Annotated in this window: 10 protein-coding genes; 4 read left to right on the top strand and 6 right to left on the bottom strand. The window is 59.2% G+C overall.

Annotated elements, in window-relative coordinates; translation table 11 throughout:
- Positions 1-159: 159 nt before the first annotated feature.
- The 3 genes from IFU29_RS10195 to IFU29_RS10185 all read right to left on the bottom strand — a co-directional run bounded on the left by IFU29_RS10195 (position 160) and on the right by IFU29_RS10185 (position 3,741).
- Positions 160-1,680 (bottom strand): FKBP-type peptidyl-prolyl cis-trans isomerase N-terminal domain-containing protein, encoded by a 1,521-nt coding sequence (locus IFU29_RS10195; protein WP_191933839.1) that lies wholly within the window; start codon positions 1,678-1,680, stop codon positions 160-162.
- Positions 1,677-2,066: a hypothetical protein gene (locus IFU29_RS10190; protein ID WP_137269536.1), complete on the bottom strand. Its 390-nt coding sequence runs from the start codon at positions 2,064-2,066 to the stop codon at positions 1,677-1,679. Before IFU29_RS10190 ends, IFU29_RS10195 begins: the two co-directional genes overlap by 4 nt.
- Before the next feature lie 736 nt (positions 2,067-2,802).
- On the bottom strand, positions 2,803-3,741 hold the full coding sequence (locus tag IFU29_RS10185) for a LysR family transcriptional regulator (RefSeq protein WP_191933838.1): 939 nt from the start codon (positions 3,739-3,741) through the stop codon (positions 2,803-2,805).
- Positions 3,742-3,831: 90 nt separating this feature from the next.
- Between IFU29_RS10185 and IFU29_RS10180 the strand changes: the two genes are divergently transcribed.
- A complete protein-coding gene (locus tag IFU29_RS10180) occupies positions 3,832-4,626 on the top strand; it encodes an isocitrate lyase/PEP mutase family protein (protein ID WP_191933837.1) in 795 nt (264 codons plus the stop codon).
- Positions 4,627-4,675: 49 nt separating this feature from the next.
- Here the strand turns inward: IFU29_RS10180 and IFU29_RS10175 are convergent, their stop codons facing one another.
- From IFU29_RS10175 to IFU29_RS10165, 3 genes are all read right to left on the bottom strand, one after another.
- Complete coding sequence (locus IFU29_RS10175) at positions 4,676-6,262, bottom strand: methyl-accepting chemotaxis protein (protein ID WP_118665616.1); 1,587 nt, start codon at positions 6,260-6,262, stop codon at positions 4,676-4,678.
- A gap of 282 nt (positions 6,263-6,544) precedes the next feature.
- Positions 6,545-7,753 carry a Bcr/CflA family efflux MFS transporter gene (locus IFU29_RS10170; RefSeq protein ID WP_191933836.1) on the bottom strand — a complete coding sequence of 403 codons (1,209 nt, stop codon included), beginning with the start codon at positions 7,751-7,753 and terminating at the stop codon, positions 6,545-6,547.
- Positions 7,750-9,258 (bottom strand): efflux transporter outer membrane subunit, encoded by a 1,509-nt coding sequence (locus tag IFU29_RS10165; protein WP_191933835.1) that lies wholly within the window; start codon positions 9,256-9,258, stop codon positions 7,750-7,752. Before IFU29_RS10165 ends, IFU29_RS10170 begins: the two co-directional genes overlap by 4 nt.
- A gap of 90 nt (positions 9,259-9,348) precedes the next feature.
- Here IFU29_RS10165 and IFU29_RS10160 point away from each other — a divergent pair, with 90 nt between their 5' ends.
- The 3 genes from IFU29_RS10160 (at position 9,349) to IFU29_RS10150 (ending at position 14,226) form a co-directional block, all read left to right on the top strand.
- A complete protein-coding gene (locus IFU29_RS10160) occupies positions 9,349-9,963 on the top strand; it encodes a TetR/AcrR family transcriptional regulator (protein ID WP_191933834.1) in 615 nt (204 codons plus the stop codon).
- 73 nt (positions 9,964-10,036) lie between these two features.
- Positions 10,037-11,140, top strand: coding sequence for an efflux RND transporter periplasmic adaptor subunit (locus tag IFU29_RS10155; RefSeq protein WP_191933833.1), 1,104 nt, complete (start codon positions 10,037-10,039; stop codon positions 11,138-11,140).
- On the top strand, positions 11,137-14,226 hold the full coding sequence (locus IFU29_RS10150; RefSeq protein WP_191933832.1) for an efflux RND transporter permease subunit: 3,090 nt from the start codon (positions 11,137-11,139) through the stop codon (positions 14,224-14,226). The genes IFU29_RS10155 and IFU29_RS10150 overlap by 4 nt, the downstream gene beginning before the upstream one ends.
- Positions 14,227-14,238 lie beyond the last annotated feature (12 nt).

The following is a 14,238-nucleotide window of genomic DNA, read 5'->3' as shown; positions in this document are numbered from 1 at the left end:
TTAGCGGACAGACAAAGAGGGCAACATAGACTTTTATTTTGCCCCTGGTGAGGAAAGTATTTGAGGGAAACAGACTCGTTTCCCCCGCTGGCGCTATCAATCACGACAGCCGGCGTTACATTCACTGTGTTTAAGCATTGCAGTAAGGCTCCTGAGGCATCACAGCATCTTTTTCTCCTCACTCGCCGGGGCAGACGGCATTTTTTGTCCCTGAGAGTACACTTCAGCAATACGCAGCGTATAAATCATGGTGGCGTTAGGCGGGACGTCAGGCGGATATCCTTTTTCCCCGTAGGCGAGCTCCGGCGGCACCACCAGCGTTAAAGAACCGTGATTATTCAGCGTTTTTAACGCCTCCTGAAACAGAGGCGGAAACTTATCAAGCGTCTGACTCAACACGCTTTGATTCGCTTCCATATCCTGAATAACCGTCCCGTTTGATAGCGTTTCTTTCACCACGACATCAATAGCTGCACCTGCCGGGATCGGATTGTCTCCCGCGTAGTCAACGCGGTACCAGGCACCGGCAGCGGTACGCTTAACCTGCGAGTTCTTTTTGAACGCAGCCCGATAGATTTCACCTTGTTTAGCCTGCTCTGACATCATGTGATCCCTGGCCTGCGTCACCAGGCTTTCAGACGCGGTTAACGCCTTGAGGAGTTGCTCCTTACTCATCAGCCGCTTGCCTGCAAAAGTATCACTGATACCCGCCAGAACAATCTGTTTATCAGTTTCGATGCCCCACTTTTTACGCTCTTCGCGCACCTGCAAAATATCCTCGCCCAGAGAGATTCCCGCAGCGTAATCCTGACGGTATGAAGGGTTTTCCAGGTCTTTTTGAGTAACCTGCAAAGGCGACGACGCCTGCAACGCCGACAATTCAGACTGGAGTGCGGTAACGGTCGTCTCGTGACCATCCAGCTCACTTTGTAAAGCGAGCCACTGCTGCGTCAACTCCTCCTGCTGTTGATGCTGTTGCTTATCCAGCTCATTAGCAGCGATCAGCTGCTTGTTTAACGTTTCGCTGCGGGTGGTCAGCGTTTGGTTCTCTTCATGGACCTGAGCGAGGTCCTTCTGCAGCTTATCGTTCACCTCCGAGACGGCATTCATCCGCCCGTTAAGGGTGTTCAGTGCCGTCTGCAGTTGCGCATTACTGGTTTTCAGCGCCTGCCCCGCCTGCTGTTCTTGTTTAAGTAGGGTCAACACCTGCTGTTGTTTAGGGGTGATTGACAGCACCTCGCGTAGCCCCTGCACCATCTGGCCCACCACCTTGACATCTGGAACAGGTGACAGCGCAGAGGATTCATTTTTCTCTGCCAGCATGGCCTGCAGCGCATTCACCTGATGTTCAAGCCGGGTAATGGTGGTGCGCATACGCTGCGACTCAGCCTCTTTGGTACGCCACAATAAGGGCGGTGCGCTGTTCTTTTTCTCTGAACGAGGGGGTTTCTTTGTATTCTGAACGCGGGCGGAGGGCGCAGTCACCGCTGGCGCTGGCGCTGACTCCTCCCGGGATTTTTGCTCGTGGTACTGTTCAGCGAACTGGAGCAACGCGGGTATACCACGACCCTCCGCCCGTACCGTTGGCACGATAAGCAGGTTCCCCGTCACCATCAGGCTCAGTAAGGTAAGACGGAACAGCAAAGCAGGCATCCGGGGTAAGCGGTGATGAACATTCATTTACCCGGCCCCTCAAGCCGGGCTAACTGGAACAGCACCGCCTGGCTTATTTCCGCACAAAGCAGGCTGACTTTATAATGGTATAAGGCATCCACCGTTCCCTGAGTCGTTCCGTTAACCTTGTTGCGCAGGCTGGCATATTGCGCCGCACTGCCCATCAGCTGATCAAAGGCTTGCTTATTTGCCTCGAAATTACGGGTTTTTAACGATCCGAGCACCGCCAGTTCCTGCTGGCACTGCTGCAGTTTTTCGCCATCCTGTTCCGTCTGACGTTGCTGATCGCTGGCCACTGATTTATCTGTCGCACTATATCCCGTTCCCCGGCAGGCACTTAATAGTAAAACAGTCGCCAGAAATGGCCACTTAAGGGCATTCCATTTTTTCATTCTAAGATTCCTCTTGGATTTTTAACATGGAATACAGGTCATGGCACGGCTGTCGGCTATCAATGCTCGCCCCTGTATTTCTCCCTTAATCAATAATGGTAACGATCAACAGCAGCAACAGGCAATTTAATAGATATAAAGCATGGTAAACATGATTTTACGTCGCATGAGTATGTTTTTTATTTTTTAAATTCAAAAAGACTATTAAGTTAGCTTAATTAAAATTCATCAACATATAACCAAAGGTATAAAATTAATAAAATTACCGCCATGTCGATCGTCAGTTCTTTATAAGTATCCTGTTACGTTGCGGGGAATCACTGGCTAAAAAAAAAGGCGAAAAAATATTTATTTTTTTCATGCTGGTAATAAGTCATCAATTTCAGACATGCCAGGCGAAACAGAGTGGATACAGTGATTCCCGGCGTCGCGAAGATTTACCGCCTCTCATTCTTCTCGCTTAAAGATAAACCAGGGCGATTGACCTAGACAACGGCTTTCAGGTTGAAAGCTTTTACTTCGCACTGCGCGAAAATTGTCCAAATGACGATAGTTAATAGAATAATAATTTATAAAAAAAAATAAAATTAGCATTTAAAATCGCAATAAATAAAATTTTATCTTTTTACTCTGGAACAGACAAAATGATAACGCCCCCCTCATACAGACAAGGTTCCGGTAATGTGAATATCCCCTGTTTCCGATCTCTTGCGGCCAGTGCCGGTGATACGGATTGTCACACCGTCGTCAGGAATGCCTGTTCCAGCCTCTCCGCCGTCACCGCCTCTGCGTTCAGCCAGCGTGCGGACAGGAAATCAACAAAAACCCGGGCCGCCGGCCCCATGCGGCGCTGTGGACGCACGCAGTACAGACCGGTTTCACGGCCGGTCCACTGCGGCAGAACCTGCACCAGGTCTCCGGCGGTAATGGCAGCGCTCATTGTCAGCGCGGAATGAAAAGCGATACCCATGCCGTCGATGCACAGGCGCCGTGCCGCATCAGCATTATCCACGTTGATGCGCCCTCCCGGTTGCAGCGTGCGCTGCCCGTCCTGAGAAAATAAGCGCCATAGCCGCCCATCGTGGCTGGCAGCCGAGACAATACACTCATGGTGCGCCAGCTCATCAACGGTGGAGGGCGTCCCGTTTAAGGCCAGATAACCGGGCGAGGCGACCAGAATACGGCGGTTCTCCAGCAGCTTGTGTGCCACCAGTGAGGAGTCCTTCATCCGCCCGATGCGCAGGGCCAGCATCACCCCTTCCGCCACCAGATCCACATAGCCATCGTTGAGGCGTAAATCCAGCTGTATTTCCGGGAAGGCACGCAGGAATCCCGCCAGATGGGGCACCACATGGGTGTGACCAAACGCCACGGGTGCGCTGACCACCAGCCGGCCCTGCGGCTGGATCTGCTCATCACGCACCCGATCGGCGGCATCGCGCAGCTGGCCTAACGCCTGCTGGCACTCAGAGAAATAACGCTGCCCGGTTTCCGTCAGTGACATGGCGCGCGTGGTGCGGTTCAGCAGCGTGCTGCCCAGTTGCTCTTCCAGCATCCTGATAAAGCGGCTGACCGAAGAAGGCGTAATCGCCAGCGCCTCTGCCGCACGGGCAAAGCTGTTGTGTTCCACCACGCTGATAAAGGTCTGAACCAGGTGCAGAGGGGGTGATGGCATTATTGCTCTCAGTAAATGAATGAATCTTATTTCCGGCTATTATCAATCAAAATAAGCATGATTAGAATCGGTGTTTTTGGAGATCCTCTAATGACGTCGTCTTCCCGTTTTCACCAGCTTCACTTACAGCCGGAGCCATTGCGCCTGCCCAATGCCTGGGATGCCGGCAGCGCCCGCCAGATCCAGAACCTGGGCGCGCAGGCTATTGCCACCACCAGCGCTGGCGTGGCCTGGTCACTGGGCTACCGCGACGGCAATCATCTGCCGGTGGCAGAGTATGTCGCCCGCGCCCGATCGATGGCCCGGGTAATTAACGTTCCACTCAGTGTCGATATCGAAGGTGGCTATGACGATCGTGCCCTGGCCGTAGCTGACACCGTGCTGCGCCTGATCGACGCAGGGGTGGAGGGGATTAATATTGAAGACGGCAGCGCCGATCCCCGGTTACTGTGCCGCAAGATCGAAGCGATCCGCGCCGCCAGCACGGGGGCAGGCGTGCCGCTGTATATTAATGTGCGAACCGACGTTTACGCCCGCAATCTGGTGCCGCCGCCGCAGAAAGTCAGCGAAGTGAAGGCCCGGGCGCAGGATTACCGCCAGGCAGGGGCTGATGGTCTGTTTGTGCTGGGATTAGTGGAAGCGCAGGAGATGCAGGCGATCGCCAAAGGCAGCGATCTGCTGCTCAACGTCAGCGTCTGGCCACAACTTCCGCCGCTGGCATCGCTGACAGCGTGCGGCGTGCGACGCATCAGCGCTGGCTCCTGGCTGCCACAGACGCTATGGGCCAGAAACAAACAGCTGGTGCGGGGCTTTTTATCGCAGGACGAGACAGCACCGCTGATGGCGACAGCCACACCTTATGCAGATATTAACGCGCTGTTTTAGTCTGACAACGGATACGGGCGGACCGCAACAGGCCCGCCCTACCGGGAGATTATACGCGGAAGGTATCGGTCATCGCCTGCAGGCTGTGAACCTGCTCTGCCAGCGACTGTGACGCGGTAGAAGACTCTTCCACCAGCGCCGCATTGCTCTGCGTCACATTATCCATCTGGCTGACGGCGGTGCTGATCTGGGAAATGCCCAGCATCTGCTCGCCGGAGGCCAGGGCGATTTCATCCATTGACGCGGCAAGCTCACTCACCATGCTGACCACCGCCACAATGCTGCGTCCGGTGTTGTCCGCCACCGTCACGCCGTTTTCCACTTCGGCAACCGCTTCCGCGATCAGCGCCTTGATCTCACGGGCGGCGGTGGCGCTGCGCTGTGCAAGGATACGCACTTCACCTGCCACCACGGCAAACCCACGCCCCTGCTCACCGGCACGCGCCGCTTCCACGGCCGCGTTCAGCGCCAGAATATTGGTCTGGAAAGCAATGCCTTCGATCACGCCGGTAATATCACGAATTTTACCTGAACTCTGCGCGATATCTTTCATCGTGCTGCCCATGGTCTGGACGTGCTCCTCACCTTCGCGCGCCAGCACCGCCGCACCGCGTGCAGACGAGGCGGTCTGCGTGGCGCTCTGGGAGTTATTTCTGATGGTGGCCGTCAGTTGCTCCATGCTCGCCGCGGTCTGCTGCAGGGCCGCTGCCTGCTGCTCCGTACGGGAAGAAAGCTCGGTATTCCCCTGGGCAATCTCATCCGACGCCAGCGACACCGATGCCGCCGTCTCTTTGATCTGCGTGACCAGACTCCGCAGGCGCGTCTGCATCACATCAAGAGACGCCAGCAGGCTGGTGGTATCCTTTGCCCGCAGTTCGACCGGCGTATTGAGGTCGCCATCCGCGATGGCCGAGGCCAGGCGCTGGGCCTGAACCGGTTCGCCCCCTAACTGCCGCTTGATATGACGGGTAATCAAACCACTCATCAGCAGACCCAGCGCCACCGACGCCAGCGTCAGGACGATCAGCGTCACGAACACCCCGGAGAGGCTCTCCTGTGACTGTACGGCCGTGCCTTTGGTCACGCGGCTCTGGTAACTGACCATGGCGTCAATTGCCGTCAGGTAGGCATCCTGCGCCACCTTTAACGGCCCGGTGATCAGCGCGCGGGTGCCCGCCATATCGTTGCTACTTTTCAACTGTAGCAGACGGGTCATCGCCGCCACGAACGCCGGCTGCGTCTGCTCGATGCCAGCCAGCAGCGTCGAGGCTTCCTCGACTTCCTGCAGATTAATGCCTGGCAGCGATTTCGCCCCTTCCACCAGCTGACGGAAGCGTGTGGTGATGGCCTGATTACCGGACTGGGCCTGTTCAATCTGCGCCAGCATGTCAGGCGCAACGGCACCCTCTTCTGTCGCCAGTGCCCGCAGCATCAGCGTTGACTGCAGGGTGGCGTTATCCTTCACCGTCCGCAGTATCTGCAGGTCGTCCAGCCGGGCGCTGGTGAGTTTCTGCTGATCGTTGGCATCAGACAGTTTAATTCCCGCAAAAACGGAGACCAGTACGCCGCCGGCAATAACCACCAGAAACGCCAGACTCAGCATCACGCTGAGTTTCATATTTTTTATTCTGAGCATGTTTTTACCTTACATCAGGGTCGGAATTTCATGCTCTCTGTCAATCGCATACGGGCATTCCGTAACAGCATAATTGCAGTCAGCATCAGTGTGTGTAAGTCAAAAAAATCATCAGGATCCTGTGAATCCGGCTCTGTTTTTTTGTTTCAGCCCATCAGGATCCGGATGCACAATGATAAAGCAGGCATTGTGATGTTGTTTAACAAACCGATCATGTTATCGGCCGCGAGAGCGGAAAATTTAGTCAGTGGCGGCAGATCACCGCGCGGAGGAAGGCTGGCGTCAGGGTGGCGACGTCGCCGCGTTGCGCATCATCAGCAGCAGCAACGCCATCAGGCAGGCGCTGGTCTGCAGGCCGCCGAGCGTGCTTACCGGGGCAAAGGTCAGTACCGACCCCAGCCAGGTCGCGAGGGCCGCTGCGGCCATCTGCAGAAAGCCAAACAGGGCGGAAGCCAGCCCCGCCTCCCGACCAAACGGACCCATGGCCAGCGCCGTCCCCAGCGGGTTAGCCAGCCCCATCCCCAGAAGAAACAGCACCATCGAAAGCGCATACGCCCCAGGTCCGGGGTGGGCCGGTCCCCAAAAGAGCACCAGCCCCCCCAGGGCGGCGATAGCGATCCCGGCGGCAGCCACCCTGGCTGATCCAAAACGGCGGGCCAGTCGCGGCGCAGCCAGTCCCGCCGAGAAGACCACAAACACCGTCGAGGCAAAGAAGTATCCGGCCTGGAGCGGGGACAGCCCCATCCCGTTCATCAGAATGGCCGGAGCCGCAGCGAAAGCGGCGAACAGCCCGCTCATCAGCAGCGCCATCGACAACGCAGGCAGGATAAAACGCCGGTCTGTGAGCAGCCGGCAGTAGGCGCGGATCACCGTGCCGGCCAAATGCGGTGCGCGCCGGTCGGCGGGATGGGTTTCTCCCATCCCCCACCGGTAGCACACGGCAAGCACCACGGCGCTCAGCCCCACCAGCAGGAACATGGCCCGCCATCCGAACGCCAGCGTTAACAGGCTGCCCAGCAGGGGCGAAAAGCCCGGTGCGGCGGCCGTGGCAATCATCGTCAGCGAGAGCGCACGGGCGAGTGTGTCCCCCTCGTAAAGATCGCGGGCAATGGCCCGGGACAGAACCGACGTTGCGCAGACCCCCAGCGCCTGAATCACCCGGCCGGTAATCATCTGTGCCAGGCTGTCCGCACAGCCCGCCAGCACGCTGCCGGTGACAAATACCGCCAGCCCGCCCAGGACCAGTTTCTGCCGCCCGAAGCGATCCGCCAGCGGGCCCACCACCAGCTGGCCAAAGGCGAACGCGATAAAGAATGCCGACAGTGTCAACCCCAGCTCGCGGGTGGATACGCCCAGCGCCCTGCCCATCTCCGGGAAGGCCGGCAGGATAATATTCGTCGACAGCATGCCAATAGCGGCTAATCCTGCCAGTAGCGCAACGATCTTTCCCGTCAGGGGGCGGACGGCCCGGGACGGTTCAGGCGAACTCACGGTTGAACTCCTGCGGAGCGGACATGGCTGACGGCACGATCGGTGGCGGCGAAGGCCGCTTCATCCCGCGCCGGCGGCTGCCATCCGCCCCCGAGGGCGAGAAAGGCTGCTACGGCGGCGCGGGCTGATGCCGTTTGTGCCATCACAAGGCCATCCGACGCCTGAAGCCGGGTATCATCCGCCTGCAACACGTCAATCAGGCTGGCCGCACCGTTCTGCCAGGCAGCATACGAAGAGGCACGGGCCTGGGTCAGGGACGCCTCTCCCTGCGCCAGGATCCTCGCCTGCTGTTCCCGGTTGATCAGCGCGGAAAAGGCATTTTCAACCTCTTCTGTTGCGCGCAGCACCGACTGACGATAGGCCGCCAGCGCTTCAGCCTCCTGGCCCCTGGCACGGTCAATGTCGGCATTGATACGGCCAAAATCAAACAAACGCCACTGCAGGCCAAGCCCCACTGACGACTGGCTGGCGGGGCCGCTGAACAGATGGCCGTCGGAAAGCGAGGTCGCACTGCCCAGCAAGGCGCTGAGGCTAAATTTGGGGTAATACTCCGCGATAGCGACCCCGATGCGCGCATTTGACGCCGCCAGACGACGCTCTGCCACAATCAGGTCAGGCCTGCGCCTCAGCAGATCGCCGGGGGTTCCGGTATCGCTCATCGACGGGATCGCTGGCAGCCCCACAGGCACCTCCAGCAGGCGGCGCTGCGTGCCGGGCGGCGTGGCTAACATCACATCCAGCGCATTCATGGCCGTCTCCAGCCCGTTACGCAGGACTGGCAGCGTAGCGTCCACCTGTGACAGCGCCCCTTCGGTCTGGCGCACCTGATAATCTGCCGCGATGCCCTCGCGCTGGCGCAGTCTGACTTTTTCCAGCAGCATCCGCTGCGTTGCGGACTGCTGGCGGGCAATCTCAAGCCGCATCTGCAGGCCGCGAACGGTAATATAGAGATCCGCCGTTTGTGCGGCGACGGCCAGTCGGGTTGCCACTACATCCGCCTGCGCAGCCTGATATTCCGCCAGCGCGGCCTGACGCTGACGCCGCTGTCCCCCCGCCAGGTCCAGCTCCCAGCTGGCTCCCAGGTTGGTTTCCCAGCGACTGCCGTAGCGGTCATAGTCCGGAGTGGTACTGAGAACTCTCCCCAGCGGGGTTTCCGTTGATTCGCGGGCGCGTCCGGCCTGGGCGCTGATATTACCTGACGGCAGCAGTGCGGCAGTCGCCGTTCCCAGTCCGGCGCGCGTCTGAGCGACACGGGCGATAGCCTGCGTCAGATCGAGATTCTGCGCCAGGGCTTGCGAAATCAGGTGAGTCATCACAGGATCGTTAAATCCCTGCCACCAGACAGCCAGCGAGGTGACCGGTAGTGCGGCGCGTTCGCCCGCAGAAGGCTGGCTCAGGTAACGCGCTTGTAATGGAACCCCGGGTCTGTGATAGTCCGGGCCAACGGCACAGCCGAACAGCAACGTGCTGCTCACAGCCACAACAAGGGAACGCAGGGAAGACATGGAGATTCCTTGGGAAACGCGTTAAGATAGTGACCAGATTACCAAATGGTCACTAGTTGTCAATCAGGCTCTACAAGCTAAGTGGTGAATATGACTGAAAATACCCCTCTGCCCCCGTCACGCGGGCCCTCCGAGCACAGCGTGCGCGACCAGATCGTCGAGGCGGCGACCGTACACTTCGGTCATTACGGTTACGAAAAAACCACCGTGTCCGATCTGGCCAAAGCCATCGGTTTTTCAAAAGCCTATATCTATAAGTTTTTCGACTCGAAACAGGCAATCGGTGAAGTGATCTGTGCCAACCGCCTGGCGATGATCATGGCGCGCGTCGACAGTGCCATCGCGGAGGCCCCGACCGCCTCCGACAAGCTCCGCCGCCTGTTCCGCACGCTTTCCGACACCGGCAGAGAGCTGTTTTTCCACGATCGTAAACTGTATGACATTGCCGCCGTAGCGGCCCGCGATCGCTGGCCGTCAATCAAAGGACATGAAGAACATCTGCGACTGCTGATACAGGACATTTTGCATCAGGGCCGGGAGTCGGGTGAGTTCGAACGAAAGACCCCGCTCGACGAGGCCGCCAGTGCTATCTACCTGGTGATCCGCCCTTATATGAATCCGGTTCAGCTGCAATTTAATCTGGAAATTGCCGAGGAAGGGGCGGTTCAGCTGGCAGCGCTGATCCTGCGCAGCCTGGCTCCCTGAAAGTGACCATTGACATATTTGGTCACTAGTTACAGAATGCGGTTTCTGCTCTTTTCAAAAAGTAAGGGAACCCATGCTTCGGCTACGACCTGTTACCATTGCTGTCTGTCTGCTGCCCCTGACCCTGGCCGCCTGTGGCGATCCCCCTTCAGAGGCCGGAGATCCCCGCAATCAGCCTCCGCTGGTGCGGGTGGCCAGCGTGCAGGATGCCGCCGCATCTTCACGCACCTTTACCGGCGTTGTTGCCGCGCGTACACAAAGCGATCTGGGCTTCCGGGTATCAGGTAAGGTGCTGGAACGCCTTGTCGATAGCGGACAAAGCGTCAGCAAGGGGCAGCCGCTGATGCGCCTGGATCCCGTTGATCTCGGGCTGCAGGTTCGCGCTCAACAGGAGGCGGTGACCGCTGCCCGCGCCCGCGCTGTGCAGGCCACGGAAGACGAGCGTCGTTACCGGGGTCTGGTCTCCGCCGGGGCCATCTCGGCCTCGTCTTACAGCCAGATTAAGGCCACGGCAGAAGCGGCAAAGGCCGATCTGAACGCCGCCCAGGCACAGGCCGATGTATCGCGTAACGCCTCGACCTATGCCGTGCTGCGGGCCGATGCGGACGGCGTGGTGATGGAAACCCTGGCCGAACCCGGCCAGGTGGTCAGCGCCGGACAGGCCGTGGTGCGCGTGGCCCGGGCAGGACAACGCGAAGCCGTTGTGCAACTCCCTGAAACCTTGCGTCCTGCGCTTCACTCTATCGCCTGGGCCTCACTGTACGGCAATAAAGATGCACCCGTCGCGGCCACCCTGCGGGTGCTGTCTGACTCTGCTGACAGCGTGACCCGCACCTATGAAGCCCGCTACGTTCTGCAGGACGCCCTTGCCCGCGCCCCGCTTGGCGCTACGGTGACGCTGCGCCTGCCACAAACCGCCGATGCCCGTCCGGGCGTGGAGGTGCCGATCGCCGCCGTGTACGACGCAGGCCAGGGGCCCGGCGTGTGGGTAGTGAAGGGCAAGCCGGCGACCGTCACCTGGCGCGCCGTACAGGTTATCAGCCTGAGTGATGATACCGCCCGCGTGACGGGGAAACTGGCGCGCGGTGAGCAGGTCGTGGCACTGGGTGCCCATCTGCTTCACAGCGGGGAAAAAGTACGCCTGGCCGTGCAAAATGTTCCGGGAGCCCAGCCATGAGTGCGCATCGCTTTAACCTCTCCGCCCTCGCGGTGCGTGAACGCTCCGTGACCCTGTTTCTGATCCTGCTGGTGGCCGTTGCAGGTATCCTGGCGTTCTTTCAGCTGGGACGGGCAGAAGACCCTCCGTTTACCGTCAAGCAGCTGACCGTCATTACCGCCTGGCCCGGCGCAACGGCGCAGGAAATGCAGGACCAGGTGGCTGACCCGTTAGAAAAACGCCTGCAGGAACTGAAATGGTATGACCGTACCGAGACCTATACCCGTCCGGGCATGGCATTCACCATGGTCTCCCTGCTCGACAGCACACCACCCGGTGAGGTTCAGGAGTCCTTTTACCAGGCGCGCAAAAAGCTGAGTGACGAAAGCCAGAATCTGCCCGCCGGGGTGATCGGACCGATGGTCAACGACGAGTTTTCAGACGTGACCTTTGCCCTGTTCGCGCTGAAAGCCCGAGGTGAACCTCAGCGTCAGCTGGTGCGCGATGCCGAAGCGTTACGCCAGCGGATCCTGCATGTGCCGGGGGTGAAAAAGGTCAACATCATCGGTGAGCAGCCTGAACGTATATTTGTTTCCTTCTCTCATGACAGGCTGGCCACCCTGGGCGTAATGCCCCAGGATATTTTTAACGCCCTGAACGGTCAGAACCTGCTGACCCCTGCCGGTTCGATCGATACGCACGGTCCGCAGGTTTTCCTGCGTCTTGAAGGTGCGCTCGACAAGCTGGATAAGATCCGTAATACCCCAATCAGTGTGCAGGGCCGCACCCTCAAGCTGTCCGATGTTGCCACGGTGGAAAGAGGCTATGAAGATCCCGCCACCTTTATCGTGCGCAACAACGGTGAACAGGCGCTGCTGCTGGGTGTGATTATGCGCGACGGCTGGAACGGCCTCGATCTGGGCCAGGCGCTGGACAAAGAGACCGCACAGATCAATGCCGGCATGCCGCTGGGAATGTCTCTGACCAAAGTCAGCGATCAGGCGGTAAACATCAGCTCGGCCGTCGACGAGTTTATGGTTAAATTCTTCGTCGCGCTGCTGGTGGTGATGGTGGTCTGTTTCGTCAGCATGGGCTGGCGCGTTGGCGTGGTGGTGGCAGCAGCGGTTCCCCTGACGCTGGCCGTGGTGTTTGTGGTGATGGCCGCCAGCGGAAAAAACTTTGACCGTATTACCCTGGGCTCGCTGATCCTGGCGCTGGGCCTGCTGGTGGATGACGCCATCATTGCCATTGAAATGATGGTGGTGAAAATGGAAGAGGGTTATGACCGCATCGCCGCCTCTGCCTATGCCTGGAGCCATACGGCTGCACCGATGCTCTCCGGGACGCTGGTGACCGCCATTGGCTTTATGCCCAATGGGTTTGCCCAGTCCACCGCAGGCGAGTACACCAGCAATATGTTCTGGATCGTCGGCATCGCCCTTATTGCCTCCTGGGTGGTGGCAGTGGTCTTTACCCCATACCTGGGGGTGAAACTGCTGCCGGCGATCAAGCCGGTGGCGGGTGGCCATGCGGCTATCTATAACACCCGTCATTACAACCGCTTCCGTACCCTGCTGGGCAAGGTGATTGCCCGCAAGTGGCTGGTGGCGATCACGGTTATCATCCTGTTTGTCGCGGCGGTTATCGGTATGGGGCTGGTCAAGAAACAGTTTTTCCCGGCGTCCGACCGTCCGGAAGTCCTGATTGAAGTACAGATGCCTTACGGCACGTCGATAGAGCAGACCAGCGCGGCCAGTGCAAAGGTAGAGGCCTGGCTGCAAAAACAGAAAGAGACGCGCATTGTGACCGCCTATATCGGCCAGGGCGCGCCGCGTTTCTATCTGGCCATGGCCCCGGAGCTGCCCGATCCCTCCTTTGCCAAGATCGTCGTGCTGACCGACAGCCAACAGGATCGCGATGCGCTGAAAAGCCGTCTGCGTCAGGCGGCAGCCGACGGCCTGGTGCCCGATGCCCGGGTCAGGGTCACGCAGCTGGTGTTCGGCCCCTACTCCCCGTTCCCGGTGGCCTGGCGCGTAATGGGTCCCGATCCCGCGGTGCTGCGTACCATCGCCGCGAAGGTTCAGGGCATCCTGCAGGCCAGCCCGCAGATGAGAACGGTCAACAGCGACTGGGGGCCGCGCACGCCTGTCCTGCACTTTGCGCTGGATCAGGACCGGCTACAGGCCGTAGGCCTGACCTCCAGCTCCGTGGCGCAGCAGTTGCAGTTCCTGCTTGCCGGCGTGCCCATTACGGCCGTGCGTGAAGATATTCGTTCCGTCCAGGTGGTGGGGCGTGCCGCTGGTGACATCCGGCTCGATCCCGCTAAGATTTCTGCGTTCACGCTGGTGGGTGCTGCCGGGCAGCGCATTCCCCTGTCCCAGGTGGGGGAAGTCAGCGTTGGAATGGAAGATCCCCTGCTGCGACGCCGCGATCGCACCCCGACGATCACCGTGCGGGGCGATATCGCCGACGGCCTGCAACCGCCGGATGTCTCGGTCGCGATTGGCCGGTCCCTGCAGCCGGTGGTGGATGCGCTTCCGCCGGGATACCGTATTGAGCAGGCCGGTTCGATTGAGGAGTCCGGCAAAGCCAGTCAGGCGATGCTGCCGCTGTTCCCCATCATGATTGCCATGACGCTGCTGATTATTATTCTGCAGGTGCGTTCAATGTCGGCGATGGCGATGGTATTCCTGACCGCCCCGCTGGGGCTGATTGGCGTGGTGCCCACGCTGCTGCTGTTCCAGCAGCCGTTTGGAATCAATGCGCTGGTCGGGCTGATCGCGCTGTCGGGCATTCTGATGCGTAACACGCTGATACTGATTGGGCAGATTCATCAGAACGAGCAGGAGGGACTGGAACCTTTCCAGGCGGTGGTGGAGGCCACGGTACAGCGCGCCCGTCCGGTGCTGCTGACCGCGCTGGCGGCGGTGCTGGCCTTTATTCCCCTGACGCACTCGGTGTTCTGGGGGACGCTGGCCTACACCCTGATTGGAGGAACCCTCGGGGGAACCGCAATGACACTGATCTTCCTGCCTGCGATGTACGCTATCTGGTTCCGCATCCGTCCGGTGACCGCGTCAGGCCAACGTACGCCTGCCGGGAGGTAAGCATAATGCGGC

The sequence above is a fragment of the Erwinia persicina genome (genome assembly GCF_014838825.1).
Lineage (GTDB): Bacteria > Pseudomonadota > Gammaproteobacteria > Enterobacterales > Enterobacteriaceae > Erwinia > Erwinia persicina_A.
This window is presented reverse-complemented; position numbering and strand designations above follow the sequence as displayed.

Bases quoted from the DNA above. Each gene is read 5' to 3' on its own strand.
- IFU29_RS10155 (WP_191933833.1), top strand. From the start codon at position 10,037: ATGCTTCGGCTACGACCTGTTACCATTGCTGTCTGTCTGCTGCCCCTG.
- IFU29_RS10160 (WP_191933834.1), top strand. From the start codon at position 9,349: ATGACTGAAAATACCCCTCTGCCCCCGTCACGCGGGCCCTCCGAGCAC.
- IFU29_RS10190 (WP_137269536.1), bottom strand. From the start codon at position 2,066: ATGAAAAAATGGAATGCCCTTAAGTGGCCATTTCTGGCGACTGTTTTA.
- IFU29_RS10165 (WP_191933835.1), bottom strand. From the start codon at position 9,258: ATGTCTTCCCTGCGTTCCCTTGTTGTGGCTGTGAGCAGCACGTTGCTG.
- IFU29_RS10180 (WP_191933837.1), top strand. From the start codon at position 3,832: ATGACGTCGTCTTCCCGTTTTCACCAGCTTCACTTACAGCCGGAGCCA.
- IFU29_RS10150 (WP_191933832.1), top strand. From the start codon at position 11,137: ATGAGTGCGCATCGCTTTAACCTCTCCGCCCTCGCGGTGCGTGAACGC.
- IFU29_RS10175 (WP_118665616.1), bottom strand. From the start codon at position 6,262: ATGCTCAGAATAAAAAATATGAAACTCAGCGTGATGCTGAGTCTGGCG.
- IFU29_RS10195 (WP_191933839.1), bottom strand. From the start codon at position 1,680: ATGAATGTTCATCACCGCTTACCCCGGATGCCTGCTTTGCTGTTCCGT.
- IFU29_RS10185 (WP_191933838.1), bottom strand. From the start codon at position 3,741: ATGCCATCACCCCCTCTGCACCTGGTTCAGACCTTTATCAGCGTGGTG.